This is a genomic window from Streptomyces sp. GDS52 (assembly GCF_052246875.1).
Classification (GTDB): Bacteria; Actinomycetota; Actinomycetes; order Streptomycetales; family Streptomycetaceae; genus Streptomyces; species Streptomyces cathayae.
Window position 1 is genome coordinate 2148040 of record NZ_CM125966.1, and the last position, 22909, is coordinate 2170948.

Annotated in this window: 22 protein-coding genes; 11 read left to right on the forward strand and 11 right to left on the reverse strand. The window is 71.3% G+C overall.

Translation table 11 applies throughout. The annotated features are described in order from the left end of the window. Positions 1-212 precede the first annotated feature (212 nt). On the reverse strand, positions 213-1193 hold the full coding sequence (locus ACTWJ9_RS09530; protein WP_279333800.1) for a tetratricopeptide repeat protein: 981 nt from the start codon (positions 1191-1193) through the stop codon (positions 213-215). Between the two features lie 256 nt (positions 1194-1449). Here ACTWJ9_RS09530 and ACTWJ9_RS09535 point away from each other — a divergent pair, with 256 nt between their 5' ends. Beyond that, positions 1450-2085: a TetR/AcrR family transcriptional regulator gene (locus ACTWJ9_RS09535; RefSeq protein WP_279333801.1), complete on the forward strand. Its 636-nt coding sequence runs from the start codon at positions 1450-1452 to the stop codon at positions 2083-2085. A gap of 39 nt (positions 2086-2124) precedes the next feature. On the opposite strand, the gene ACTWJ9_RS09540 is transcribed toward ACTWJ9_RS09535, so the two are convergent. Beyond that, entirely contained in the window at positions 2125-3825 is a 1701-nt protein-coding gene (locus tag ACTWJ9_RS09540) for an acyl-CoA mutase large subunit family protein (RefSeq protein WP_279333802.1), read from the reverse strand. Positions 3826-3920: 95 nt separating this feature from the next. Between ACTWJ9_RS09540 and ACTWJ9_RS09545 the strand changes: the two genes are divergently transcribed. Continuing rightward, entirely contained in the window at positions 3921-4262 is a 342-nt protein-coding gene (locus ACTWJ9_RS09545; protein ID WP_279333803.1) for a DUF3817 domain-containing protein, read from the forward strand. 21 nt (positions 4263-4283) lie between these two features. Here the strand turns inward: ACTWJ9_RS09545 and ACTWJ9_RS09550 are convergent, their stop codons facing one another. From ACTWJ9_RS09550 to ACTWJ9_RS09565, 4 genes are all read right to left on the reverse strand, one after another. Next, positions 4284-4733, reverse strand: coding sequence for a hypothetical protein (locus ACTWJ9_RS09550; protein ID WP_388708920.1), 450 nt, complete (start codon positions 4731-4733; stop codon positions 4284-4286). A gap of 182 nt (positions 4734-4915) precedes the next feature. Next, positions 4916-5425: a MarR family winged helix-turn-helix transcriptional regulator gene (locus ACTWJ9_RS09555; protein ID WP_384207453.1), complete on the reverse strand. Its 510-nt coding sequence runs from the start codon at positions 5423-5425 to the stop codon at positions 4916-4918. 113 nt (positions 5426-5538) lie between these two features. Then, entirely contained in the window at positions 5539-5844 is a 306-nt protein-coding gene (locus ACTWJ9_RS09560) for an MTH1187 family thiamine-binding protein (protein WP_387041484.1), read from the reverse strand. Beyond that, the gene (locus ACTWJ9_RS09565; RefSeq protein WP_279333807.1) at positions 5841-6185 is read right to left on the reverse strand and encodes a DUF3817 domain-containing protein; all 345 of its coding nucleotides are present in this window, start codon (positions 6183-6185) and stop codon (positions 5841-5843) included. The genes ACTWJ9_RS09560 and ACTWJ9_RS09565 overlap by 4 nt, the downstream gene beginning before the upstream one ends. 178 nt (positions 6186-6363) lie before the next feature. Here ACTWJ9_RS09565 and ACTWJ9_RS09570 point away from each other — a divergent pair, with 178 nt between their 5' ends. The 4 genes from ACTWJ9_RS09570 (at position 6364) to ACTWJ9_RS09585 (ending at position 9033) form a co-directional block, all read left to right on the forward strand. Continuing rightward, a complete protein-coding gene (locus ACTWJ9_RS09570) occupies positions 6364-6996 on the forward strand; it encodes an AIM24 family protein (RefSeq protein ID WP_443295871.1) in 633 nt (210 codons plus the stop codon). 1 nt (position 6997) lies between these two features. Then, positions 6998-7648, forward strand: coding sequence for an AIM24 family protein (locus tag ACTWJ9_RS09575; protein WP_279337919.1), 651 nt, complete (start codon positions 6998-7000; stop codon positions 7646-7648). Beyond that, the gene (locus ACTWJ9_RS09580; protein ID WP_279333808.1) at positions 7645-8457 is read left to right on the forward strand and encodes an AIM24 family protein; all 813 of its coding nucleotides are present in this window, start codon (positions 7645-7647) and stop codon (positions 8455-8457) included. Before ACTWJ9_RS09575 ends, ACTWJ9_RS09580 begins: the two co-directional genes overlap by 4 nt. Before the next feature lie 99 nt (positions 8458-8556). Beyond that, positions 8557-9033, forward strand: a complete 477-nt coding sequence (locus tag ACTWJ9_RS09585; RefSeq protein WP_279333809.1) for a MarR family winged helix-turn-helix transcriptional regulator — start codon at positions 8557-8559, stop codon at positions 9031-9033. 41 nt (positions 9034-9074) lie between these two features. Here ACTWJ9_RS09585 and ACTWJ9_RS09590 read toward each other — a convergent pair whose 3' ends face one another. From ACTWJ9_RS09590 to ACTWJ9_RS09600, 3 genes are all read right to left on the reverse strand, one after another. Next, the gene (locus ACTWJ9_RS09590; RefSeq protein WP_443295575.1) at positions 9075-10622 is read right to left on the reverse strand and encodes an ATP-binding protein; all 1548 of its coding nucleotides are present in this window, start codon (positions 10620-10622) and stop codon (positions 9075-9077) included. Beyond that, complete coding sequence (locus tag ACTWJ9_RS09595; protein WP_279333811.1) at positions 10619-11341, reverse strand: response regulator transcription factor; 723 nt, start codon at positions 11339-11341, stop codon at positions 10619-10621. The genes ACTWJ9_RS09590 and ACTWJ9_RS09595 overlap by 4 nt, the downstream gene beginning before the upstream one ends. 129 nt (positions 11342-11470) lie before the next feature. After that, a complete protein-coding gene (locus ACTWJ9_RS09600) occupies positions 11471-12643 on the reverse strand; it encodes an RNA-guided endonuclease InsQ/TnpB family protein (protein ID WP_443295576.1) in 1173 nt (390 codons plus the stop codon). Between the two features lie 306 nt (positions 12644-12949). On the opposite strand from ACTWJ9_RS09600, the gene ACTWJ9_RS09605 reads away from it, so the two are divergent. Next, complete coding sequence (locus ACTWJ9_RS09605) at positions 12950-13669, forward strand: PepSY domain-containing protein (protein WP_443295578.1); 720 nt, start codon at positions 12950-12952, stop codon at positions 13667-13669. A gap of 68 nt (positions 13670-13737) precedes the next feature. Here ACTWJ9_RS09605 and meaB read toward each other — a convergent pair whose 3' ends face one another. Then, positions 13738-14694 (reverse strand): methylmalonyl Co-A mutase-associated GTPase MeaB, encoded by a 957-nt coding sequence (gene meaB, locus ACTWJ9_RS09610; protein ID WP_279333814.1) that lies wholly within the window; start codon positions 14692-14694, stop codon positions 13738-13740. Positions 14695-14741: 47 nt separating this feature from the next. Beyond that, the gene (locus ACTWJ9_RS09615; RefSeq protein WP_387040330.1) at positions 14742-15992 is read right to left on the reverse strand and encodes an acetyl-CoA C-acetyltransferase; all 1251 of its coding nucleotides are present in this window, start codon (positions 15990-15992) and stop codon (positions 14742-14744) included. Positions 15993-16139: 147 nt separating this feature from the next. Between ACTWJ9_RS09615 and mce the strand changes: the two genes are divergently transcribed. From mce to ACTWJ9_RS09635, 4 genes are all read left to right on the forward strand, one after another. Continuing rightward, positions 16140-16580 carry a methylmalonyl-CoA epimerase gene (gene mce / locus ACTWJ9_RS09620; RefSeq protein WP_279333816.1) on the forward strand — a complete coding sequence of 147 codons (441 nt, stop codon included), beginning with the start codon at positions 16140-16142 and terminating at the stop codon, positions 16578-16580. 272 nt (positions 16581-16852) lie between these two features. Continuing rightward, on the forward strand, positions 16853-20701 hold the full coding sequence (scy, locus tag ACTWJ9_RS09625; protein ID WP_443295579.1) for a polarized growth protein Scy: 3849 nt from the start codon (positions 16853-16855) through the stop codon (positions 20699-20701). A 235-nt stretch (positions 20702-20936) separates the two neighbouring features. Next, positions 20937-21872, forward strand: a complete 936-nt coding sequence (locus tag ACTWJ9_RS09630) for a cellulose-binding protein (protein WP_387040326.1) — start codon at positions 20937-20939, stop codon at positions 21870-21872. An 85-nt stretch (positions 21873-21957) separates the two neighbouring features. After that, on the forward strand, positions 21958-22908 hold the full coding sequence (locus tag ACTWJ9_RS09635; protein ID WP_279333819.1) for an ABC transporter ATP-binding protein: 951 nt from the start codon (positions 21958-21960) through the stop codon (positions 22906-22908). The last annotated feature ends 1 nt before the right edge of the window (position 22909 follow it).

The following is a 22909-nucleotide window of genomic DNA, read 5'->3' on the forward strand; positions in this document are numbered from 1 at the left end:
CCTCGGTGCCCCGCAGGGGATGGACAAAACAGTTGACACCCGGACGGGGTCCGACAGATCAACGTGCGCGACTTACTCGCAGTAACAGCGGCCGCGATTGCCAAGTTTCGGCAAAGCGCGGCCGCACAGGCCTTCGGTCGGCCAACCTTCCACTCGGGCACCACCGGCCCGGAAACCGCCTCGGGCGGCCGGACAAGGTACCCCCGATCCACTCAGAACAGGGCACGCGCCAGCGCTCTGCGCGCGGCGATCACACGCGGATCCTCGGCCCCGACCACCTCGAACAGCTCGAGCAGGCGCACCCGCACGGCCTCGCGGTCGTCGCCGGCCGTGCGCCCCACCGTCTCGATGAGCCGGCCGAAGGCGTCCTCGACATGACCGCCCACCAGATCCAGGTCGGCGGCGGTGATCTGCGCCTCGATGTCCTGCGGCTTCCCGGCGGCGTCAGCGCGCACCCGCTGCGGGTCCAGACCCTCCACCCGCCGGAGCAACTCGGCCTGGGCGAGGCCCAGCTGGGCCTCCGGGTTGCCCGGGTCGTCGGCGAGCACGTTCTTGTACGCCTGGATCGCGCCGCCCAGGTCACCGGCGTCCAGCGCCTGCACGGCGGCCTCCAGCAGGGCGTCGTACGGGCCGACGGGCACCTCGGCGTCCGACGCGGCACCGCCGCCGCCCGGCACGGCGTCGGGGTCGACGGTGAGCCCGGTCAGACCGAAGCGCTCCTCGGCCACCTGCACCAGCTGGTCCAGGGTCTGGCGGATCTGCGTCTCGCCCGCGGCCCCCTGGAAGAGCGGCAGCGCCTGCCCGGCCACCACCGCGAACACCGCGGGAATTCCCTGGATGCCGAACTGCTGCATCAGCATCTGGTTGGCGTCGACGTCGATCTTGGCGAGCAGGAAGCGCCCGTCGTACTCGACGGCGAGCCGCTCCAGGACGGGGCTCAGCTGCTTGCAGGGCTCACACCATTCGGCCCAGAAGTCGATGACGACCGGGACCTCGGCGGACCGCTGCAGGATGTCGCTCTCGAAGCCGGCCTCGTCGACGTCGATGACGAGGTCGGCCGGGGAGATCGCGCCCCCGCCGCCCTGCCGGACCGCCTCCGCGCGGGCCTGCTCCGCCTTCGTCTTGGCCTCCTGGGCCGCCTTCACCGCGCCGAGGTCGACGACTCCGCTCATGGACATGTTCCGTGGCTGCATACGTCTATCCTCCCCCGTACCCCGCGTGTCTGTGAAAACGCCGGGAAACCCGGGCGCCCGCGTCCTCTTCGGCGCGGGGTCCCCACCCGCGCCCGTGGTCGTCGCTCGAGCGGGCCGGCCGTTCCGTGCGGGCCACCCCACTTTCGCTACGGGTCGTAGCGTAACGCCCGGCATCACGCACGAGCCGGGCCACTCCGGTGATCTCCCTCACGCTCCCCGCACGGCGGCACGGGAACCGGCGGATAGGGTCGTGTCCATGCAGAGCAGTACCGGTCGGCCCCCCGCCACACGCACCGGACGCCCGCGCAGCGCGGCGGCGGACACCGCGATCCTGGCCGCGACACGGGAGGCCCTGGTCGAACTGGGATGGTCCGGGCTCACCCTGGGGGACGTCGCGAGCCGCGCGGGCGTCGCCAAGACCACCCTCTACCGGCGCTGGGCGGGCAAGAACGAGCTGGTCGTGGACGCGGTCGCCGAACTCTTCGACGCACTCGAACTCCCCGACCGCGGCAGCCTCGCCGCGGACATCGAGGACGTGGTCCTCCAGCTCGCGGTGCTGCTGTCCCGCCCGGAGGCCAGGTGCGGGCTGATGGCGGTGGTCGCCGAATCCACCCTCGACGAGGCCCTGCGCGAACGCATCCGCACCTCGATCGTCCAACGGCAGAAACGCCTGGTCCACACCGGCCGCGTCCGCGCCCAGAGACGCGGCGAACTGCCGCCCGACCCCGACCCGGCCGAGGCGGCCCGCACCGTGGACCTGACCTTCGACATGGTCGCCGGCGCGGTCCTGCACCGCACGCTGGTCAGCGGGCGCCCGGCGGACGAGGAATGGGTCCACGACCTCACCCGCGTCCTCCTCACCGGCCTCACCACCCCCGGCCCCACCCCGTAGCCGGGGCGGGGTGGGGGCGGGGCCGGGCCGGGGCGGCGGTCAGAAGCCCGCGGGCTCGGTGTACACCCCCCACTCGTCCCGCAGCGCGTCGCAGATCTCACCGAGGGTCGCCTCGGCGCGTACGGCGTCCAGCATCGGCCCGATCATGTTGGCGCCGGAGCGGGCCGCGTCGAGCATGGCGGCCAGGGCGGCCCGTACCGCCGCGTCGTCGCGGGCGGCCTTGCGCTCACCCAGCGCCCTCACCTGCTCGCGTTCCACCTCGTGGCTGACCCGGAGGATCTCCAGGTCACCGGTGACCGAGCCGGTGTGGACGTTGACCCCGACGACCTTCTTGTCACCCTTCTCCAGCGCCTGCTGGTAGCGGAACGCCGACTCGGCGATCTCGCCGGTGAACCAGCCGTCCTCGATACCGCGCAGGATGCCGGAGGTGATCGGCCCGATGGGGTGCTGCCCGTCGGGGTGCGCGCGCAGTCCCCGTTCCTTGATCTGCTCGAAGATCTTCTCCGCGTCCGCCTCGATCCGGTCCGTCAGCTGCTCCACGAACCAGGAACCGCCCAGCGGGTCGGCCACGTTGGCGACGCCGGTCTCCTCCATGAGCACCTGCTGGGTGCGCAGGGCGATCTCGGCGGCCTGCTCGCTGGGCAGGGCGAGCGTCTCGTCCAGGGCGTTGGTGTGCAGGGAGTTGGTCCCGCCGAGGACGGCGGCGAGCGCCTCCACGGCCGTCCGTACGACGTTGTTGTACGGCTGCTGCGCGGTCAGCGAGACGCCCGCGGTCTGCGTGTGGAACCGCAGCCACTGCGCCTTCTCGCTCTGCGCGCCGTACACGTCCCGCATCCAGCGGGCCCAGATGCGGCGCGCGGCGCGGAACTTGGCGATCTCCTCGAAGAAGTCGAGGTGCGCGTCGAAGAAGAAGGACAGGCCGGGCGCGAACACGTCCACGTCGAGCCCGCGGCTGAGCCCCAGCTCCACGTACCCGAAGCCGTCCGCCAGCGTGTACGCCAGCTCCTGGGCGGCCGTCGAGCCGGCCTCGCGGATGTGGTAGCCGGAGACGGAGAGCGGCTTGTAGGCGGGGATGCCGGCCGCGCAGTGCTCCATCAGGTCGCCGATCAGGCGCAGATGCGGCTCGGGCGTGAAGAGCCACTCCTTCTGCGCGATGTACTCCTTGAAGATGTCCGTCTGCAGCGTGCCGTTGAGCACGGCGGGGTCCACGCCCTGGCGCTCGGCGGCGACGAGGTACATGCAGAAGACGGGCACGGCGGGCCCGCTGATCGTCATGGAGGTCGTCACGTCCCCGAGCGGGATGTCGTCGAACAGGACCTCCATGTCGGCGGCCGAGTCGATGGCCACCCCGCAGTGCCCGACCTCGCCCAGGGAGCGCGGGTCGTCGGAGTCGCGGCCCATGAGCGTCGGCATGTCGAAGGCGACGGAGAGCCCGCCGCCGCCGTTGCCCAGGATCATCTTGTAGCGCTCGTTGGTCTGCTCGGCGTTGCCGAACCCGGCGAACTGCCGGATCGTCCACGTGCGCCCCCGGTAGCCGGTCGGATACAGGCCGCGGGTGAAGGGGTACTCCCCCGGCCAGCCGATCCGCTCGAACCCCTCGTAGGCGTCCCCGGGCCGCGGCCCGTACACCGGCTCCACGGGATCGCCGGAGAGCGTGGTGAAGTCTGCGTCGCGCTTGCGCGCGGCGTCGTACCGGGCCTGCCAGCGACGGCGGCCTTCCTCGATGGCGTCAGCGTCCATACCTTCGAATTTACTAGGACGTCCTAGTAAATGATAGTGGTGCAGGCCAGGACGGGGGCACGGGACGTCACAGCGGACCGGATACCCTCGACGGCATGAAGAAGAGCGTCTTGACCCGGTACCGGGTGTTGGCACATGTCACCGCAGTCCTTCTGGTTCTGCTGACCGTCGGCGTGATCGGCAAGCGCGTACTGGGCATGGACGGCTTCGACGGCTTCGTCTCGGTGGTCGGCATCGCTCACGGCTGGCTCTACGTGCTGTACCTGGTCTTCGCGTTCGACCTCGGCAGCAAGATGAAGATGCCCGTGGGACGGCAGCTGTGGGTGCTGCTCGCCGGAACCGTCCCGACGGCGGCCTTCTTCGTCGAACGCCGGGTGACCCGCGAGGCGGAACCGCTCATCGCGAAGGACGCCGACACCACGCCCGCGACAGCCTGACCACCGGCGCGGGGCGCCACCTCACTTCGTGATGTAGTGGCACTGCGTGGCACGCAGCCTGCCGTTGACGAACAGCTTCGCGCAGGCCTTGCCGTAGGCCGGCAGCGTCCGGGCGCCGGCCCGGCGCAGCGGGGCACCGTCGCACTCGGCGTGCGTGGCGCCCCGCGCGGTCCGGTACGCCCTGCCGGCCGTGTCGGCGTAGGCGAAGTCGATGCGCCAGTTGCAGAACCGCGAGAAGGTCGCGGCGGCACCGACGCAGTCGACGCCCGCGAGCTGGCCGGAGACCCGTTTCCCGGAGCCGTCGATCCGGTGGGTCAGGAAGCATCCGACAGGGACCTTCACCGCGGCGCCCCGCACCTCGTAGGTGAAAGTACCGATGGCGGTGGACCCCAAGGCGCCGGCGTGCGCCGGCCCCGCCACGCCCATGGGGCCGACTGCGGCGAAACCCAGCACAGCGGCGGCGACCAGCACGCCACGGACAGAACGACGAAGACTCACGCGCGAGCCCCCACCCGAAGAAAACGGACGCCGACCCTCCGCATGAGGGCCGATCGGCAGGATCTCAGCCGGAGATGAGTGCCTGAGCGTTTCTGCGGGCCGCCGGAGAGAAAACCACCGTCACGTGGTAACCCCTGGCCCGGTGCTGACGGGCTTCACTCCCCCTGGAAGTCCCCCGCCGCGAGCCGGAGGGGGCGAAGGACGGCGAAGAGTTCGGCGCATTCCTCGGCGTCGTAGGCGCTGAGGCCGAAGTCCATGGCCATCAGGTCGCGGGTGGCCGCCTCGACGACCTCGCGTCCCTTGTCGGTGATGCTCGCGAGGGTGCCGCGGCCGTCGTTGGGGTTGGGGCGCTTGGCCACCAGGCCGGAGCGCACCAGCCGGTCCACGGTGTTCGTCACCGAGGTGGGGTGCACCATGAGGCGCTCGCCGATCTTGGACATCGGCAGCTCGCCGGACTTCGAGAAGGTGAGCAGCACCAGTGCCTCGTACCGGGCGAAGGTGAGCCCGTACGGCTTGACCACCGCGTCGACCTCGGCCAGCAGGATCTGGTGGGCGCGCATGACCGAGGTGATCGCGGCCATGGACGGCACGTTTCCCCAGCGCTGCTTCCAGAGTTCGTCGGCGCGGGCGATGGGATCGAACGAGAGACTGAGCGGCTTCGGCACGCAGCCGACCCTACCGGCCGGTCATATGGTGGTCAGCCCCGTCTCGCCCTTCGGTCCGCGCCGGTACGTCGCCGCCCGCGCCGGACGGCGGTGCCGTCCGGCGGTCGGGCGGTCTACTGCCGCGCGTTCTGCGCCAGGTGCCGTTCGACGGTGTCGACCTTGGCGGTGAGGCCGTCCTCGACTCCGGGGCGGAGGTCCGCCTTGAGGACGAGCGAGACCCGCGGGGCGCGTGCCTCGACCGCGGCCACGGCACGCTTCACGACGTCCATCACCTCGTCCCAGTCCCCCTCGACCGAGGTGAACATGGCGTCGGTGCGGTTCGGCAGTCCGGACTCGCGGACCACCCGCACGGCGTCGGCGACGTACTCCCCCACGTCCTCGCCGACGCCCAGCGGCGTCACGGAGAAGGCGACGATCACGCGCCCACCACTCCCTCGGCGCGAGCCCGGGAGGCGATGACCGCGTCCTCGGCCTCGGCCTTCAGACGGCGCTCGGCGAAGAAGCCGCCGGTGGGCAGCACCGACATCAGGAAGTAGAAGGCGGCGGTCTTCAGCGACCACTTGGCGCGGTTCCAGGCGTCGGCCCAGAAGAGCACGTACACGACGAAGAGGAACCCGTGGATCGCGCCCAGCGCCGGGACGGCGTTGAACTCCGTGGTCCGCTTCAGGACCGAGGCGACGAGCAGCAGCAGGAACGAGATCGCCTCGGGGGCCGATACCAGGCGGAGGCGGCGGAGGGCACTGGCGGTCTTGAGGTCCACGGATCACCTTCGGGTGGGAGAGACGTTTGTGAATGCACGCACAAGCGTTTGTCCATTGTGACAAACCCCGTCCGCGATCACTGGAGCGGGTCAGCCCCTAAGGGGATCTTCCGGGTGCGACTCACCCCACAGGGCCTGTCGGCGGGGCGGGGCGGCGGTTAACGTCGCAGATGTGGCGATGTTCCGACTTCAAAGCAGCAAGGTGCTCGTCGTCGACATGACCGGGGATGCCGTGAAGGCGAAGAACGGCTCGATGGTCGCGTACGACGGCGAGATGGCGTTCAAGAAGCTCACGGGCGGTGGGGACGGCATCCGGGGGATGGTGACCCGGCGGCTGACCGGTGAGCAGATGACGATGACGGAGGTGAAGGGGCGCGGGACCTGCTGGTTCGCCGATCGTGCCGCCGACATCAACCTCATCGGTCTCCAGGGGGACAAGCTCCATGTGGAGTCGAGCAACCTGCTGGCGACCGACGGCGGCCTGCGCACCGGGACCACTTTCACGGGCCTGCGCGGGGCCTCACAGGGCAACGGGCTGTTCACGACCACCGTCGAGGGGCACGGCCAGGCGGCGGTCATGTCGGACGGGCCGGCCGTGGTGCTCCGGGTCGGTCCGCAGTACCCGCTGACCGTCGACCCCGGTGCCTACGTCGCCCACCAGGGGAATCTGCGGCAGTCCCTGCAGTCCGGGGTGACGTTCCGCACACTGCTCGGGGAGGGCGGCGGCGAGGCGTTCCAGATGAGGTTCGAGGGCGACGGGCTGGTCTACGTGCAGCCCAGTGAGCGGAACACGATCGCGGGGGATGTCTGACATGGGCTTCCGGGAGATCAACTCGAAGGTGGTCGAGGCGACCGTGGTGCCCGGCCGGCGGCTGTTCAGCCAGCGCGGCGCGATGCTCGCGTACCGGGGGGAGGTCGGCTTCACCCCCAACATGACGGGTGGTCAGGGCGGCCTGCGGTCGATGATCGGCCGGCGGGTGGCCGGGGAGGCCACGCCCCTGATGAGCGTCGAGGGCGACGGCACGGTCCTGTTCGGGCACGGCGGCCACCACATCCAGGTGATCAACCTCTCCGGGGACACCCTGTACGTCGAGGCGGACCGCCTGCTGGCGTTCGAGGGCACGCTGGAGCAGGGCACGGTGTTCCTGGGCTCGCAGGGCGGGGTGATGGGCATGGTCCGGGGCCAGGTCTCCGGGCAGGGCCTGTTCACCACCACGCTCAGGGGGCACGGTTCCGTGGCCGTCATGGCGCACGGGGGCGTGATCGAGCTCCCGATCACCCCGCAGCGCCCGGTGCACGTCGACCCGCAGGCCTATGTCGCCCACCACGGCGACGTCCGCAACAGGCTGTCCACCGCGCTCGGCTGGCGGGACATGGTGGGGCGCGGCTCCGGTGAGGCGTTCCAGCTGGAGCTCAGCGGCAGCGGTGCGGTGTACGTCCAGGCCTCGGAGGAGAAGCTGTGAGCCCCTACGGATTTCAGGGCGGCGGCCCCGGGCCCGCCGTCACGGTCTTCGACCCGACGACGCTGCCGTCCGACGACAACGTCGACGCCTACACCTTCTGCGTGGAGCTCCGGGGGAGCCGGTGGTTCCTGCAGAAGGGGAAGATGATCGCCTACTACGGCACGATCGAGTTCAACGGCATCGGGCACGGCCGACTCGACCGGCTTGTCCGTACGTCGTTCCATTCGCCACTGCACGCGAGCGACTGGGTCGTGGCGGAGGGCTCGGGCAAGATGCTCCTCGCCGACCGGGCCTTCGATGTGAATTCGTACGACCTCGAGGACGGCAATCTGACCATTCGCTCGGGCAACTTGCTCGCTTTTCAGCCAAGTCTGTCGCTGAAGCAGTCGATCGTGCCGGGTTTCCTGACCCTCATCGGAACCGGAAAGTTCGTGGCCGCGTCGAACGGTCCGGTGGTGTTCATGGAACCCCCGCTCCGGGTGGACCCGCAGGCGCTGGTGGGGTGGGCCGACTGCCCCTCCCCGTGCCACCACTACGACCATGGCTACATGACCGGTGTCCTGGGCGGTCTACGTGCGATGACGGGCTTCGGCGGGGCTTCCGGCGAGGAGCACCAGTTCGAGTTCGTGGGGGCGGGCACCGTGCTGCTGCAGTCCTCCGAGAGCCTGATGGCGGAGCAGGCCACGGGGGCCGTTCCGCAGGCGCCGGGGGTCCCCGGCGGCGGGGCTTCCGGAGCGCCCGGGCAGGCCGCGGGGGCACCGCGCCTTCCCGGACAGCTGGGAGACCTCCAGCGTCGCTTCGGGCTGTGAGCGGTAGTCTGCGGAGTGTGACGTCGAACGCGTGCACGCCGCCACTGTCACGGAAACCATCACTAGTTCGCCTTTCAACTTTTTAGGTAGACTTCATTCATGGAGACCGAGACGGCCACACGCTGGCTGACCAATGCGGAGCAGTGCGCCTGGCGTACCCACCTGGAGGTCAACAGGCTGTTGACGTACCAGCTCGAGAAGGACCTGCAGCCCTTCGGCCTGACAATGAACGACTACGAGATCCTGGTGAACCTGTCCGAGTCGGACGACCGCCGGATGCGGATGAGCGACCTCGCCTCCGCCACCATGCAGTCCAAGAGCCGGCTCTCGCACCAGGTCACCCGGATGGAGAACGCGGGCCTGGTCCGGCGGGAGCACTGCGAGTCCGACCGGCGCGGCCTCTTCGCCGTCCTCACCGACCACGGCATGGAGACCATGCAGAAGGTCTCGCCCCATCACGTGGCGTCGGTGCGACGGCACTTCATCGACCTGCTCTCCCCCGAGAACCTCGGTGAGCTGGAGAAGGCCCTCAAGCCCATCGCGGAGCACCTGCGCGGCCAGCGCGGGCGCCTCTGACCCACCGGTCCCCCTCCCGCGAGCGGGACCACCGGTTCACCTCAGGCGAGCGGCAGGCGGAGTTCGAACAGGGCTCCGCCTGCCGGCGCCGCACCGGCTGTGAGCGTCCCGCCGTGCCGTGCGGCGACGTCCCGCGCGATGGCGAGGCCCAGGCCGGCCCCGCCGTCGTCGCGGCTGCGGGCGTCGTCCAGCCGCACGAACCGCTGGAAGATCCGCTCCCGGTCGGCCTCGGGCACCCCGTCGCCGTCGTCGGCCACGCCGAGCACCGCCCAGTCGCCCTCGCGCCGCACGGTCACCGAGACCGTCTCGCGGGCGTGCCGGCGGCCGTTGTCCAGCAGGTTGCCGAGCACCCGGCCCAGCTGCCCCCGCGACCCGGCCACCTCCGCCGTCTCCGCGTCCACCGTCACACCCGTCCGTCCCGCCGCTTCCTCGCGGGCCAGCGCGGCCAGGTCCACCCTGCCCTCGACGGGCCGCTCCCCCGCGTCCAGCCGGGCGAGCAGCAGCAGGTCGGCGGCGAGGTGCTGGAGCCGCACGGTGTCCTGGACGGCGCCGTCCAGGTCCAGCAGCTCGGGGTGGGCGGCAGCCACCTCCAGCTGGGTGCGCAGGGAGGCGATCGGGCTGCGCAGTTCGTGCGAGGCGTCGGCGACGAAGCTCCGCTGCCGCTCCACGGACGTCTCCAGGGCGGCGAGGGTCTCGTTGGTGGTGCGGGCGAGCCGCGCGACCTCGTCGTGGGTCGCCGGTTCCGGGACGCGGCGCGTGAGGTCCTCGGACGCGGTGATCGCGGCCATCTCCTCACGGATCGCGGCGACCGGACGCAGGGCACGCCCGGTGAGCACCCAGGTCATGCCGGCGACGAGCGCCGCCAGCAGCGGAAAACCGATCAGCATCACGGTCAGCGCGGTCCGTACGGCACTGTGCTCGGCGGCCAGCGGAGCACCGGCGTAGACGGTGAGCAGGCCCCGCTCGTGGGTCCGCACGTCGACGGCCGCGAAGCGGTAGTCGGCGGTGTCGTCGCCGATCGTCGCGGCGCCGCTGCCGTAGGTGGCCTGCCGACTGGTCTCGCCGGGGGCGAGGGAGGGGGCGTCGTCGTCGGCGTCCTGCGACTCCTCCGCCTTGTCCGAGTCGCCGGCGCCCTCCGTTTCGTCCGCCTCGTCCTCGTCTTCCTCGTCCTCGTCCTCGCCGTCCTCGCCGTCGTCGTCATCGTCGTCGTCCTCACGGGTCGAGGGCGAGGGTGCGACCGAGACGGAGGGGGAGGGTGAGGGCGACGGTCTGGGTGTCACCTCGTCGGTGGCCGTGCCGTTGATCCACCGCAGGCCCGCGGCGGCCTTGACCAGGTTCCCGTCCTCGTCGACGATCTGCACCGGTCCGGCCTCGCCGTCCAGCCCCGACAGCTCCTCGTACGGGGTCCGCGCGGCGAGCTCGGAGGCGACCGACCGCGCCTTGCGCTCCGCCTCGGTGCCCGCCTCGGCGGTCAGGTTGGAGCGCAGCGCCTGCAGGACCGCGGTGCCGGTCATGACCAGCGCGACCACGACCACGAGCGTGGCACCGAGCGTCGCCCGGGAACGGACCGAGCCGAACAGCCGCCTCATGGCGCCGTCTCCAGCCGGTAACCGGCGCCGCGCACCGTCCGGATCAGCGTGGCGCGGAGCTTGCGGCGCAGGGCGCTGATGTAGACCTCGACGATGTTCGGGTCGCCCTCGTAGGCGAAGTCCCAGACGTGCTCCAGGATCTCCGCCTTGGAGACCACCTCACCGGCCCGCAGCACCAGCTGCTCCAGCACGGAGAACTCCTTGGCGGTGAGCGTCACCTCGTCCTCGCCGAGGAAGACCCGGCGAGCCGCGGTGTCCACCTTGAGGTCCCCGTGCACATGCACCGGGGAGGCCCCGGCGCCCTGGCCCCGGCGGCGCAGCAACGCCTTCACCCGGGCGACGAGGACGACGTAGGAGAACGGCTTGGTGAGGTAGTCGTCGGCGCCGGTGTCCAGCCCCTCGGCCTCGTCGTACTCACCGTCCTTGGCGGTGAGCATCAGGATCGGCACCTCGTGGCCGGCGGCGCGCAGGGCGGCGCAGACCCGGTAGCCGTTGAGGCCCGGCAGCATGATGTCGAGGATCACGAGGTCGTAGGTGCCCTCGGTGGCCCGGTGCAGGCCCTCCCGGCCGTCGTGGACGACGTCCACGGCGTACCCCTCGGCGGTCAGACCCTTGGCGAGGGACAGGGCCAGGCGTTTTTCGTCCTCGACTATCAAGATCCTGAAGGTGCGGCGCGCAGCGCCTCCTGCAGGGTGGTGGTGAGTGACAGGTGGGTGCATGCGCACAAGGGTCGCAGAGCGAACGTCAACTACCCGGGACTGAAGTCCCGGGCTTGCTGCTCGGTTCCGTCGATGGCTTCGACGGAACCGGCCGCGTCCAGCTCTTCCCCCTGTGCGTGTCGCGGTGCGTCAGGCGATGAGGGGGAGAGCGGGGGCCTGTGACTCGGCCCCGCGAACCCACACGTACCAGCCACGGTGGCTGATGTTGTGGGACGCGTTGTGGTCTGCGTGCTCAGCGAAGCCGCACGACCCGCAGGTGAACACGGCCTGGGAGGGCCGGTTGGCTCTGGCGATGTGATGACAGCGGGAGCATTCCTGGCTGGTGTGGGCCGGGTCGACGTGGACCACCGGCACCCCGGCGCGTCTCGCCTTGTAGGCGATGAACGAGCCGAGCTGGTGGAACGACCAGGAGTGCAGCGTGACGCGCTGGGGCTTCCTCAGCCGTGCCCGCTCACGGATACCGCCCAGGTCCTCCAGGGCGATGCCGCGACCGGTGCGTTGAGCCTCCGCCACGATCTGTTTGCTGATCTTGTGGTTGATGTCGCGGGCCCGTCTGGCTTCCCTGCCCGCGTGTTTCCTCGCCCGCCGCTTCGCCGACTTCGTGCCCTTCTTCTGCAGCTTGGCCCGCAGGGCCCGGTCGGCCGCGCGGCGGCGGTTGAGGTGCCGGCCACTGTGCCGGATTCCGGTGGAGGTGGTGGCGATGTTGACGATCCCCAGATCCACCCCGACGAACCCGGCCGGATGCGTGTCCGGTTCGGCCTCGGCGATGTCGCAGGTCACCAGCAGGAACCACTGTCCGTCCCGGCACAGCAGATCGGACTCGCCCCGCCGGTGTGCGGCCACCACCGTCAGCTGACCGGCCTGGCCGGTGAACGCCACCTTCTTCATCCGCCCGGACGTCGTCCAGATCGACACCGTCTGGTCCTCGTGCTGCCAGGACAGCATCCGGTCGTCGTACGGCTGCGCCGCCCGCTGACGGAAGGCGACGGGCTTGCCCGAGGCCCTCTCGTACCGCTTCGAACCCGGCCTGCCGTGGTGGCCCGCCCGGAGGTTGGCGCGCAGCGTGGTGTACGCGTCGCAGGTCTTCTTGATCGCATGCTGGGCGGCCTGCGCCCCGAGTCCCCACCGTGTCTTGATCTGCTGGTAGGTGTGCTTGCGCAGGGCCAGCGGTTTCATCGCCTTCTCGGCGAAGGCGACCCCGGCCGCCCAGGAGGCTGCCTCATTGCAGGCGCGCAGGGTCGCCTCCAGCGCCGCCGCCTGCTCGGGCGTCGGCAGGAGTTTGACCCGCACGACCAGCTTCACGATCACCGAGCGTAGACACCCGCACGACGCCGCACCACGCGTTCCCCACCGGCCACCCCATCGAGTGAAACCGTCACTCCTGGGGCCTACCCGCCCTGCCCTGTGAGCGAGACCCGGACACTGTGTAGCCGGACGGCCACAGCGGCAGCGCGGCGCTGCACGAGGATGAGATTCCTCCCGGGGCTGAAACCCCGGGGTTCCTCACAAGAACCCGCTGAAGATCACTTCAGGTCGTTTCAGGTTCTCCTCAGGATCGATCAGCGAGATTGAAGACGTCGAAAACGAAGCGACCGGGGAGGAACCACCATGAAGCGCAACATCGTGATCGCCGTCGTCACCGCCGCGGCACTGATCGGGGGAGGCACCGCGACGGCCATCGCGATCTCGGGGGACGACGAAACGCCGACGACGACGCACCCGGCGGAGGCGCTGGGCTCGGACGACGACCGCGACGACCGGCGTGACGACGACCGGGACGACGACGGTGACGACCGGGACGACCTCGATGACGACGACGCTCTGGCGCTCGCCGCGAAGGTGAACGCGGCCGACGCCGTCGCCGCCGCCCTGGAGCACCGGCCGGGCACCGCGGTCTCCGTCGAGATGGACGATGACGACGGCGACGACGACCGGAACCACCGCTCCAAGGCGGCCTGGGAGGTCGACATCCTCGGCAAGGGCGACACCCGGTACAGCGTGTGGATCGACCCGAACACCGGCAAGGTGCTGGGTTCGGAGGTCGACAACGACGATGACGACGACGCCGGCGAGGTGCGGGCGGCGCTGAAGGGCACGTCGGTGACGGCCGGGCAGGCCGCGCAGGCGGCCGCCGCCAAGGGCACGGTGACCTCGGTGGACCTGGACGACGACGACCGCGACGACCGGGGCTGGGAGGTCGAGACGGTCACCGCCGGCGACGACGACCGGGAATGGCTGGTCGACCTGAACAGCGGCAAGGTCACGGCGGACGATGACGACGACCGCGGTGACGACGAGGACGACCGGGACGACCGCGGCGACCGCTGAACGGACCGGTGAGCGAAGGGGCGGTGCGGGCGAACTCGCCCGCACCGCCCCTTCCCGTCAGCTCTCCGTCAGCCCTCGGTCAGCCCCGCCACCAGTTCGTCCGCCGCGCGGTACGGGTCCAGCTCGCCGCCGACGATCCGGTCCGCCAGCGCGCCCAGCCGGCGGTCGCCGTGCAGGTCGCCGATGCGCTGCCGCAGGGCCGTGACGGCGATCGTCTCGATCTCGCGGGCGGCACGGGCCCGCCGGCGCTCCGCCAGGACCCCGTGCTCCTCCATCCACGCGCGGTGCTTCTCCAGGGCCTCGACGACCTCGTCGACGCCCTCCGCGCGCGAGGCGACCGTCTTGACGATCGGCGGGCGCCAGTCACCGGGGGCCCGGGCCTCGCCCAGGCCCAGCATGTGGTTCAGGTCACGGGCGGTGGCGTCCGCGCCGTCGCGGTCGGCCTTGTTGACGACGTAGACGTCGCCGATCTCCAGGATTCCGGCCTTGGCCGCCTGGATCCCGTCGCCCATGCCAGGCGCCAGCAGCACCACCGAGGTGTCGGCCTGGGAGGCGATCTCCACCTCCGACTGGCCGACGCCGACCGTCTCCACCAGGACCACCTCGCAGCCCGCCGCGTCCAGGACGCGGATGGCCTGCGGCGCGGCCCAGGCGAGGCCGCCCAGGTGGCCGCGGGTCGCCATGGAGCGGATGTAGACGCCGGGATCGGAGGCGTGCTCCGACATCCGGACCCGGTCGCCGAGCAGCGCGCCGCCGGAGAAGGGCGAGGACGGGTCGACGGCCAGGACACCGACCCGCTTGCCCCGCTTGCGGTACGCGGTCACCAGCGCCGAGGTGGACGTCGACTTGCCGACGCCCGGTGATCCCGTCAGCCCGACCACGTACGCGTTGCCGGTCAGCGGTGCCAGGGCCGCCATGACCTCCCGCAACTGCGGGGACGCCCCCTCCACCAAGGAGATCAGCCGGGCCACGGCCCGCGGCCTGCCGTCCCTGGCCTGGGCCACCAGAGTGGAGACGTCCTGCATCACAGCTCCGTTCACGAGAGAGAAACCGGTCGGCCGTCCGAGCCGGGTCAGGCCTTGGCCACCCGCACGATCAGGGCGTCGCCCTGGCCGCCGCCGCCGCACAGCGCCGCCGCGCCGACGCCGCCGCCGCGCCGCTTCAGCTCCAGCGCCAGGTGCAGCACCAGCCGGGCGCCGGACATCCCGATCGGGTGGCCGAGGGCGATGGCACCGCCGTTGACGTTCACCTTTTCCGTGGACACCCCGAGATCCTTCATCGACTGCACGGCCACCGCGGCGAAGGCCTCGTTGATCTCGATCAGGTCGAGGTCGGAGACCTCCAGGCCCTCCTTCTTGAGGGCGTGGGCGATCGCCTGGGACGGCTGCGACTGGAGGGAGTTGTCGGGGCCGGCCACATTGCCGTGGGCGCCGATCTCGGCGATCCACTCCAGGCCCAGCTCCTGCGCCTTGGCCTTGCTCATCACGACCACGGCCGCCGCGCCGTCCGAGATCTGCGAGGAGGTGCCGGCGGTGATCGTGCCGTCCTTGGCGAAGGCGGGGCGCAGCTTGCCGAGCGACTCGGCGGTGGTGTCGCCGCGGATGCCCTCGTCCTGGTTGAAGAGGACCGGGTCGCCCTTGCGCTGGGGGACCTCGACGGGGGTGATCTCCGCCGCGAAGACGCCGTTCTTCTGCGCGGTGGCGGCCCGCTGGTGGGACAGGGCGGCGATCTCGTCCTGCTCGGCGCGGCCGATGCCGAGGCGCGTGTTGTGCTTCTCCGTGGACTCGCCCATGGCGACGTTCTCGAAGGAGTCCGTCAGACCGTCGTGCGCCATGGCGTCGATCATCTGGACCGCACCGTACTTGAAGCCCTCGCGGGACTTCGGCAGCAGGTGCGGGGCGTTGGTCATGGACTCCTGGCCGCCGGCGACGACCACGTCGAACTCCCCGGCCCGGATCAGCTGGTCGGCCAGCGCGATCGCGTCGAGACCGGACAGGCACACCTTGTTGATCGTGAGCGCCGGGACGTTCATCGGGATGCCGGCCTTGACGGCGGCCTGACGTGCCGGGATCTGCCCCGCCCCGGCCTGGAGCACCTGCCCCATGATCACATACTGGACCTGGTCGCCGCCGATCCCCGCACGGTCGAGGGCGGCCTTGATCGCGAAACCGCCGAGGTCGGCCGCGGAGAAGGACTTCAGCGAGCCGAGCAGCCGGCCCATCGGGGTCCGGGCGCCCGCGACGATGACGGACGTCGTGCCGTTTGTGCCGTTCGTGACGGAAGGCGCTGATGATGCGGTGGATTCAGAAGCTGCGGAAGTCATGAGCTGCGATCCCCTTCCGGCTGCACAGCCGAGGAGTGAACGAGGGTTTACTTCGAATGTACTGAGCTGCGGTCCGCCCCGTCACCGGGCGTACGGTGTGATCGCGCGCACGTTGCGTAACCGCCCCGGTGGCGCTCCACTGATTCCATGCTGACGCGAATCGACCACATCGGGATCGCCTGCCACAACCTCGACGCGACCGTGGAGTTCTACCGGTCCACGTACGGCTTCGAGGTGTTCCACTCCGAGGTCAACGAGGAGCAGGGAGTGCGGGAGGCGATGCTCAGGATCAACGGGACCTCGGACGGAGGCGCCTCCTACCTCCAGTTGCTCGAGCCGACCCGGGAGGACTCCACCGTCGCGAAGTGGCTCGCGAAGAACGGGGAGGGGGTCCATCACATCGCCTTCGGTACGGCGGACGTCGACGCCGAGGCCGCCGGCATCAGGGACAAGGGCGTACGCGTGCTGTACGAAGAGCCCCGGCGCGGCTCCATGGGGTCACGGATCACCTTCCTGCACCCCAAGGACTGCCACGGCGTACTGACCGAACTGGTCACTTCGGCGCCCGTTGAGTCACCTGAGCACTGACCCACGTACATAAGGGCCGGTAGGGTTGGGTGCGGTCGCCGCTCGATGAAGGGCGATCAGGTCCTGCCGTCAAAAAGGTGACGATTTCCTCCGTTCGGGTGAACGTCGTCCTTCTTGACTGCAGGATTTACCGGGGTCCGGGTTTCGGGGGCGAGCGCGGGGGCAGGAGCGCATGCTCCCCCGACGATCTGACACCATTCCCCGGGGGCCCCGTTCGGCGGATGGGCGGGGCTCGGCCAGAGTTGCGACCAGGGGACGGATGGGACCGCGCAGTGCGGGGCTACGAGAGCCAGGAGCGAGAGCCGGCGGCTGACGTCGACCACCTCTCTCGGTTCGAAGCCGAGATGAAGCGGCTGAAGACCGAGCGGGAAAAGGCGATCCAGCACGCCGATGACCTCGGCTACCAGGTCGAGGTGCTGCGCGCCAAGCTGCACGAGGCGCGGCGCACCATCATGTCCCGCCCCACCTACGAGGGCGGCGACATCGGCTATCAGGCCGAGCAGTTGCTGCGTAACGCGCAGGTGCAGGCCGACCAGCTCCGCGCGGACGCCGAGCGTGAGCTGAGCCAGGTGCGGGCGCAGACCCAGCGGATCCTCCAGGAGCACGCCGAGCAGGCGGCCCGGCTCCAGTCGGAGCTGCACCAGGAGGCCGTGACGCGGCGCCAGCAGCTCGACCAGGAGCTGGCGGAGCGCCGGCAGACCGTCGAGTCGCACGTCAACGAGAACGTGGCGTGGGCGGAGCAGGTGCGGGCCCGCTCCGAGCAGCAGGCCCGCCGGCTGCTCGACGAGTCTCGCGCGGAGGCCGAACAGGCCCTGGCCGCCGCCCGCGCGGAGGCCGAACGGGTGACCGCCGAGGCCCGCCAGCGGCTGCGCAGCGAGGCCGAGGCGGCGCGCACGGAGGCCGACCAGGCCCTGCGCCGGGCCCGCGCGGACGCCGAGCGGCTGCTGAACGCCGCCTCCGCGCAGGCGCAGGAGGCCACCGACCACGCCGAGCAGCTGCGGACGTCGACGGCCAGTGAGTCGGAGTCCGCCCGCCGCGAGGCCCAGGAGCTCGCCAGGGCGGCCGAGCAGCGCATGGCGGACGCCGAGGCGGCGCTGCGCGAGGCCCGTGCCGAGGCGGACAAGGTGCTCGCCGAGGCGAAGGAGGCCGCGTCGAAGGCGCTCTCCTCCGCCGAGGCCGCCAACGAGACCCGTACCCGCACGGCCAAGGAGCAGGTCGCCCGGCTGGTCAGCGAGGCCACCAAGGAGGCCGAGTCCACCAAGGCGGACGCCGAGCAGGTCGTCGCGGACGCCCGTGCGGAGGCCGAGAAGATCGTCGCGGAGGCCTCCGAGAAGGCCCGCACGATCACCGCCGAGGAGAGCGCCACCCAGCTGTCCAAGGCGGCCAAGACCGCCGAGGACGTGCTCAACAAGGCGTCGGAGGACGCCAAGCGGACCACCAGGGCGGCGGCCGAGGAGGCCGAGCGGATCCGTGGGGAGGCCGAGGCCGAGGCGGACCGGCTGCGGGCCGAGGCGCACGACATCGCCACCCAGCTCAAGGGCGCGGCGAAGGACGACACCAAGGAGTACCGCGCCAAGACGGTCGAGCTGCAGGAGGAGGCCCGCCGGCTGCGCGGCGAGGCCGAGCACCTGCGTGCCGACGCGGTCGCCGAGGGCGAGAAGATCCGCGCGGAGGCCCGCAAGGAGGCCGTGGCGCAGATCGAGGAGGCGGCCCGGTCCGCCGAGGAACTGCTGGCCAAGGCGAAGGCGGACGCGGACGCGCTGCGTTCCACCGCGCAGACGGACAGCGAGAAGGTCCGCACCGAGGCCATCGAGCGCGCCACGACGCTGCGCCGGCAGGCCGAGGAGACCCTGGAGCGCACCCGCAAGGAGGCCGAGCGGCACCGCGCGGAGGCCACCGAGCAGGCCGACGCGCTCAAGGAGGACGCCGAGCGGGCCGCGCGCGAGCTGCACGAGGAGACCGAGCGGGCCGTCGCGGCACGCCGCGCGGAGGCCGCCGAGGAGCTGACCCGGCTGCACACGGAGGCCGAGGAGCGGCTGGCCTCGGCCGAACAGGCGCTGAGCGAGGCCCGCGAGGAGGCGGGCCGCATCCGCCGGGAGGCCTCGGACGAGGCCGAGCGGCTGCGCGCCGAGGCGGCGGAGCGGGCTCGCACGCTCCGTGGGCAGGCGGAGGCGGAGGCCGAGCGGCTGCGGACCGAGGCCGCGGCGGACGCGGCGGCGTCCCGCGCGGAGGGCGAGTCGGTCGCCGTGCGGCTGCGTTCGGAGGCCGCGGCGGAGGCGGAGCGGCTCAAGACGGAGGCGCAGGACAGCGCCGACCGGATGCGGGCCGAGGCACTGGCTGCCGCCGAGCGGCTCGGCGCGGAGGCGTCCCAGGCGCTGGCCGGCGCGCAGGAGGAGGCTGCCCGGCGGCGCCGCGAGGCCGAGGAACTGCTGGGCTCGGCCCGCCAGGAGGCCGACCAGGAGCGCGAGCGGGCCCGGGAGCAGAGCGAGGAGCTGCTGGCCGCGGCGCGTACCCGCGTGGAGGAGGCGCAGGCCGAGGCCGTACGGCTGGTCGAGGAGGCCGACCGGCGTGCCACCGAGATGGTGTCGGCGGCCGAGCAGCACGCGCAGCAGGTCCGGGATGCGGTCGCGGACCTGCACGAGCAGGCGCAGGAGGAGATCACCGGGCTGCGCAGCGCCGCCGAGCACGCGGCGGACCGTACCCGGCGCGAGGCCGAGGAGGAGGCGGACCGGGTCCGGGGCGACGCCTACGCGGAGCGGGAGCGGGCGAGCGAGGACGCGAGCCGGCTGCGGCGCGAGGCGCAGGAGGAGACGGAGGCCGCCAAGTCGCTCGCCGAGCGCACGGTGTCCGAGGCGATCAGCGAGGCGGAGCGGGTCCGTTCGGAGGTCTCCGAGCAGGCCCAGCGGATGCGTACGGAGGCGTCGGACACGGTCGCCGAGGCCGAGCAGAGCGCCGCGCGCACCCGGGCCGAGGCCCGTCAGGACGCCAACCGGATCCGTTCGGAGGCGGCGACGCAGGCGGACACCCTCATCACCGAGGCGCGGAGCGAGGCCGAGCGGCTCACCACGGAGACGGTCGTGGAGACCGACCGGCAGCGCGCGGAGTCGGTCGCCAAGGCCGAGAAGCTGATCGCGGACGCGACCGGCGACGCGGAGCGGCTGCGGGCCGAGGCGTCCCGGGCGGTCGGCTCGGCGCAGCAGCACGCGCAGCAGGTCCGGGGCGAGAGCGAGCGGCTGCGGGCCGACGCGGAGCAGACGGCCGAGCGGCTGGTGACCTCGGCGCGCGAGGAGGCCGAGCGTGCCCTGGACGAGGCCCGCAAGGACGCCAACAAGCGGCGTTCCGAGGCGGCCGAGCAGGTGGACACGCTCATCACGGAGACCGCCGCCGAGGCGGACAAGCTGCTCGCCGAGGCGCAGCAGCAGGCGCAGAAGACCACCGCGGACGCGGAGGCCCAGGCCGACTCGATGGTGGGCGCGGCCCGCACCGAGGCCGACCGGCTCGTCTCCGAGGCGACCGTCGAGGGCAACTCGCGGGTGGAGAAGTCCCGTACGGACGCGGACGAGTTGCTGATCGAGGCCCGCCAGGACGCGACCCGGATCCGGGAGCGCGCCGAGGAGCTGCGGGACCGCATCACCGGCGAGATCGAGGAGCTGCACGAGCGGGCCCGCCGTGAGGCGGCCGAGACGATGAAGTCCACCGGTGACCGCTGCGACGCGCTCATCAAGGCGGCCGAGGAGCAGCTCGCCAAGGCCCAGGCGAAGGCCAAGGAACTCGTGTCCGAGGCCAACTCCGAGGCGGGCAAGGTGCGTATCGCCGCGGTGAAGAAGGCCGAGGGGCTGCTGAAGGAGGCCGAGCAGAAGAAGGCCACGCTCGTCAAGGAGGCCGAGGAGCTCAAGGCCGAGGCGATCCGCGAGGCACGGGCCACGGTCGAGGAGGGCAAGCGCGAGCTGGAGGTCCTGGTGCGGCGGCGCGCGGACATCAACGTCGAGATCTCCCGAGTGCAGGACGTCCTGGAGGCGCTGGAGTCGTTCGAGGCTCCGGGCGGCGGCAAGGACAACGGGGTGAAGGCCGCCGCGGCGGCCGGTCCGCCGGGCCAGCGGAGCAAGTCTTCGGACAGTTAGGGCGCCGTATAACGAACCGGTCAAACTCTTCGAGGGCGCGGAAAACCCCTTGTCGGCATGGCAAATCCCGTGCCTACAAGGGGGTTTGAGTACCCACTTGGCAAGCGCTCCAGGTACCGGCCACCCAAAAGGGGTGTCATTCTCCGTATCAAACGTGCATCCACTCGATGACACAGCGCTTCGACGCCTAGGATTCCCCCTATCACCTCACCGGTCCTCATTCGACAGGAATCCCATGAGCGACACTTCCCCCTACGGCTTCGAGCTTGTGCGGCGTGGATACGACCGCGCTCAGGTGGACGAACGCATCTCCAAGCTCGTCTCCGACCGTGACAGCGCTCTCGCCCGCATCACCGCTCTGGAAAAGCGCATCGAGGAGCTCCACCTCGAGACGCAGAACGCCCAGTCCCAGGTCACCGACGCCGAGCCGTCGTACGCGGGGCTCGGCGCGCGCGTGGAGAAGATCCTGCGGCTGGCCGAGGAGGAGGCGAAGGACCTCCGTGAGGAGGCCCGGCGCGCGGCCGAGCAGCACCGTGAACTCGCCGAGTCGGCCGCCCAGCAGGTGCGCAACGACGCGGAGTCGTACTCCGCCGAGCGCAAGGCGAAGGCCGAGGACGAGGGCGTCCGGATCGTCGAGAAGGCCCAGGGCGAGGCCTCTCAGCTGCGGTCGGACGCGCAGAAGGACGCGCAGTCCAAGCGCGAGGAGGCGGACGCCCTCTTCGAGGAGACCCGCGCGAAGGCCGCACAGGCCGCCGCCGACTTCGAGACGAACCTGGCCAAGCGGCGCGAGCAGTCCGAGCGCGACCTGGCCTCGCGTCAGGCCAAGGCCGAGAAGCGCCTCGCCGAGATCGAGCACCGCGCGGAGCAGCTGCGCCTGGAGGCGGAGAAGCTGCGCACCGACGCCGAGCGCCGGGCCCGCCAGACGGTGGAGACCGCTCAGCGCCAGGCCGAGGACATCGTGGCCGACGCCAACGCCAAGGCCGACCGGATCCGTTCGGAGTCCGAGCGGGAGCTGGCGGCGCTCACCAACCGCCGCGACTCCATCAACGCCCAGCTGACCAACGTCCGCGAGATGCTGGCGACGCTCACGGGTGCCGCGGTGGCCGCGGCCGGTTCGCCGGCCGAGGACGAGTCCGCCTCCCGCGGGGTTCCGGCCCAGCAGACCCGGTAACCGGCCGGGATACAGGGACCGAACATCGGTGAAGCCCTCTGCCACGGAGTTGGCAGAGGGCTTCGTCCCGTTCTAGCGTGGCGGCATGATCGAGCTCGAGGGGCTGACCAAGCGGTACGGCGAGAAGATGGCGGTCAACAACCTGACCTTCACGGTCAGGCCGGGCATCGTCACGGGGTTCCTCGGTCCCAACGGCGCGGGCAAGTCCACCACCATGCGGATGATGCTGGGCCTGGACCGGCCCACGGCCGGCGACGTCCGCATCGACGGCCGGCACTACGACCGGCTCAAGGACCCGTTGAAACACATCGGCGCGCTGCTGGACGCCAAGGCCGCGCACGGCGGCCGCAGCGCCTTCAACCATCTGCTGTGTCTCGCCCAGAGCAACGGCATCCCCCGGCAGCGGGTGCACGAGGTGCTGGACACGGTGGGGCTGACCTCCGTCGCGAGGAAGAAGACCAAGGGGTTCTCGCTCGGCATGGGCCAGCGGCTCGGCATCGCCGGCGCGCTGCTCGGCGATCCGCGCATCCTGATGTTCGACGAGCCGGTCAACGGTCTCGACCCCGAGGGCATCCACTGGATCCGCACCCTGATGAAGTCGCTCGCCGCGCAGGGCCGTACGGTCTTCGTCTCCTCCCACCTGATGAGCGAGATGGCGCTGACCGCCGACCACCTCGTCGTCATCGGGCAGGGCCGGCTGCTCGCCGACACCTCCATGGCCGACTTCATCGAGCACAACTCCCGTTCGTACGTCCGGATCCGCTGCCCGCAGCGGGAACGGCTGCTGGACGTGCTGCACGAGGCCGGGATCACGGCCGTCGAGAGCGGCGAGGTGCTGGAGGTGGACGGCGCCAAGGCCGAGCAGGTCGGGGAACTGGCGGCCGCCCACCAGCTGGTGCTGCACGAACTGAGCCCGCAGCAGGCCTCCCTGGAGGAGGCGTTCATGCGGCTGACCGCGGAGTCGGTGGAGTACCACGCGCACTCCGGTACGTCCGCGCCCCCGCAGCAGTGGGGCGACGGCTGGAAGAGGGGCTGAG

What these genes read in the sequence shown, in the direction of transcription:
- ACTWJ9_RS09595 (WP_279333811.1), bottom strand. Translation starts at nt 11,341, where the DNA reads ATGCACCCACCTGTCACTCACCACCACCCTGCAGGAGGCGCTGCGCGC.
- ACTWJ9_RS09605 (WP_443295578.1), top strand. Translation starts at nt 12,950, where the DNA reads ATGAAGCGCAACATCGTGATCGCCGTCGTCACCGCCGCGGCACTGATC.
- ACTWJ9_RS09530 (WP_279333800.1), bottom strand. Translation starts at nt 1,193, where the DNA reads ATGCAGCCACGGAACATGTCCATGAGCGGAGTCGTCGACCTCGGCGCG.
- ACTWJ9_RS09575 (WP_279337919.1), top strand. Translation starts at nt 6,998, where the DNA reads ATGGGCTTCCGGGAGATCAACTCGAAGGTGGTCGAGGCGACCGTGGTG.
- ACTWJ9_RS09570 (WP_443295871.1), top strand. Translation starts at nt 6,364, where the DNA reads ATGTTCCGACTTCAAAGCAGCAAGGTGCTCGTCGTCGACATGACCGGG.
- ACTWJ9_RS09590 (WP_443295575.1), bottom strand. Translation starts at nt 10,622, where the DNA reads ATGAGGCGGCTGTTCGGCTCGGTCCGTTCCCGGGCGACGCTCGGTGCC.
- ACTWJ9_RS09635 (WP_279333819.1), top strand. Translation starts at nt 21,958, where the DNA reads ATGATCGAGCTCGAGGGGCTGACCAAGCGGTACGGCGAGAAGATGGCG.
- ACTWJ9_RS09615 (WP_387040330.1), bottom strand. Translation starts at nt 15,992, where the DNA reads ATGACTTCCGCAGCTTCTGAATCCACCGCATCATCAGCGCCTTCCGTC.
- meaB (WP_279333814.1), bottom strand. Translation starts at nt 14,694, where the DNA reads ATGCAGGACGTCTCCACTCTGGTGGCCCAGGCCAGGGACGGCAGGCCG.
- ACTWJ9_RS09540 (WP_279333802.1), bottom strand. Translation starts at nt 3,825, where the DNA reads ATGGACGCTGACGCCATCGAGGAAGGCCGCCGTCGCTGGCAGGCCCGG.
- ACTWJ9_RS09630 (WP_387040326.1), top strand. Translation starts at nt 20,937, where the DNA reads ATGAGCGACACTTCCCCCTACGGCTTCGAGCTTGTGCGGCGTGGATAC.
- ACTWJ9_RS09535 (WP_279333801.1), top strand. Translation starts at nt 1,450, where the DNA reads ATGCAGAGCAGTACCGGTCGGCCCCCCGCCACACGCACCGGACGCCCG.
- ACTWJ9_RS09545 (WP_279333803.1), top strand. Translation starts at nt 3,921, where the DNA reads ATGAAGAAGAGCGTCTTGACCCGGTACCGGGTGTTGGCACATGTCACC.
- mce (WP_279333816.1), top strand. Translation starts at nt 16,140, where the DNA reads ATGCTGACGCGAATCGACCACATCGGGATCGCCTGCCACAACCTCGAC.
- ACTWJ9_RS09585 (WP_279333809.1), top strand. Translation starts at nt 8,557, where the DNA reads ATGGAGACCGAGACGGCCACACGCTGGCTGACCAATGCGGAGCAGTGC.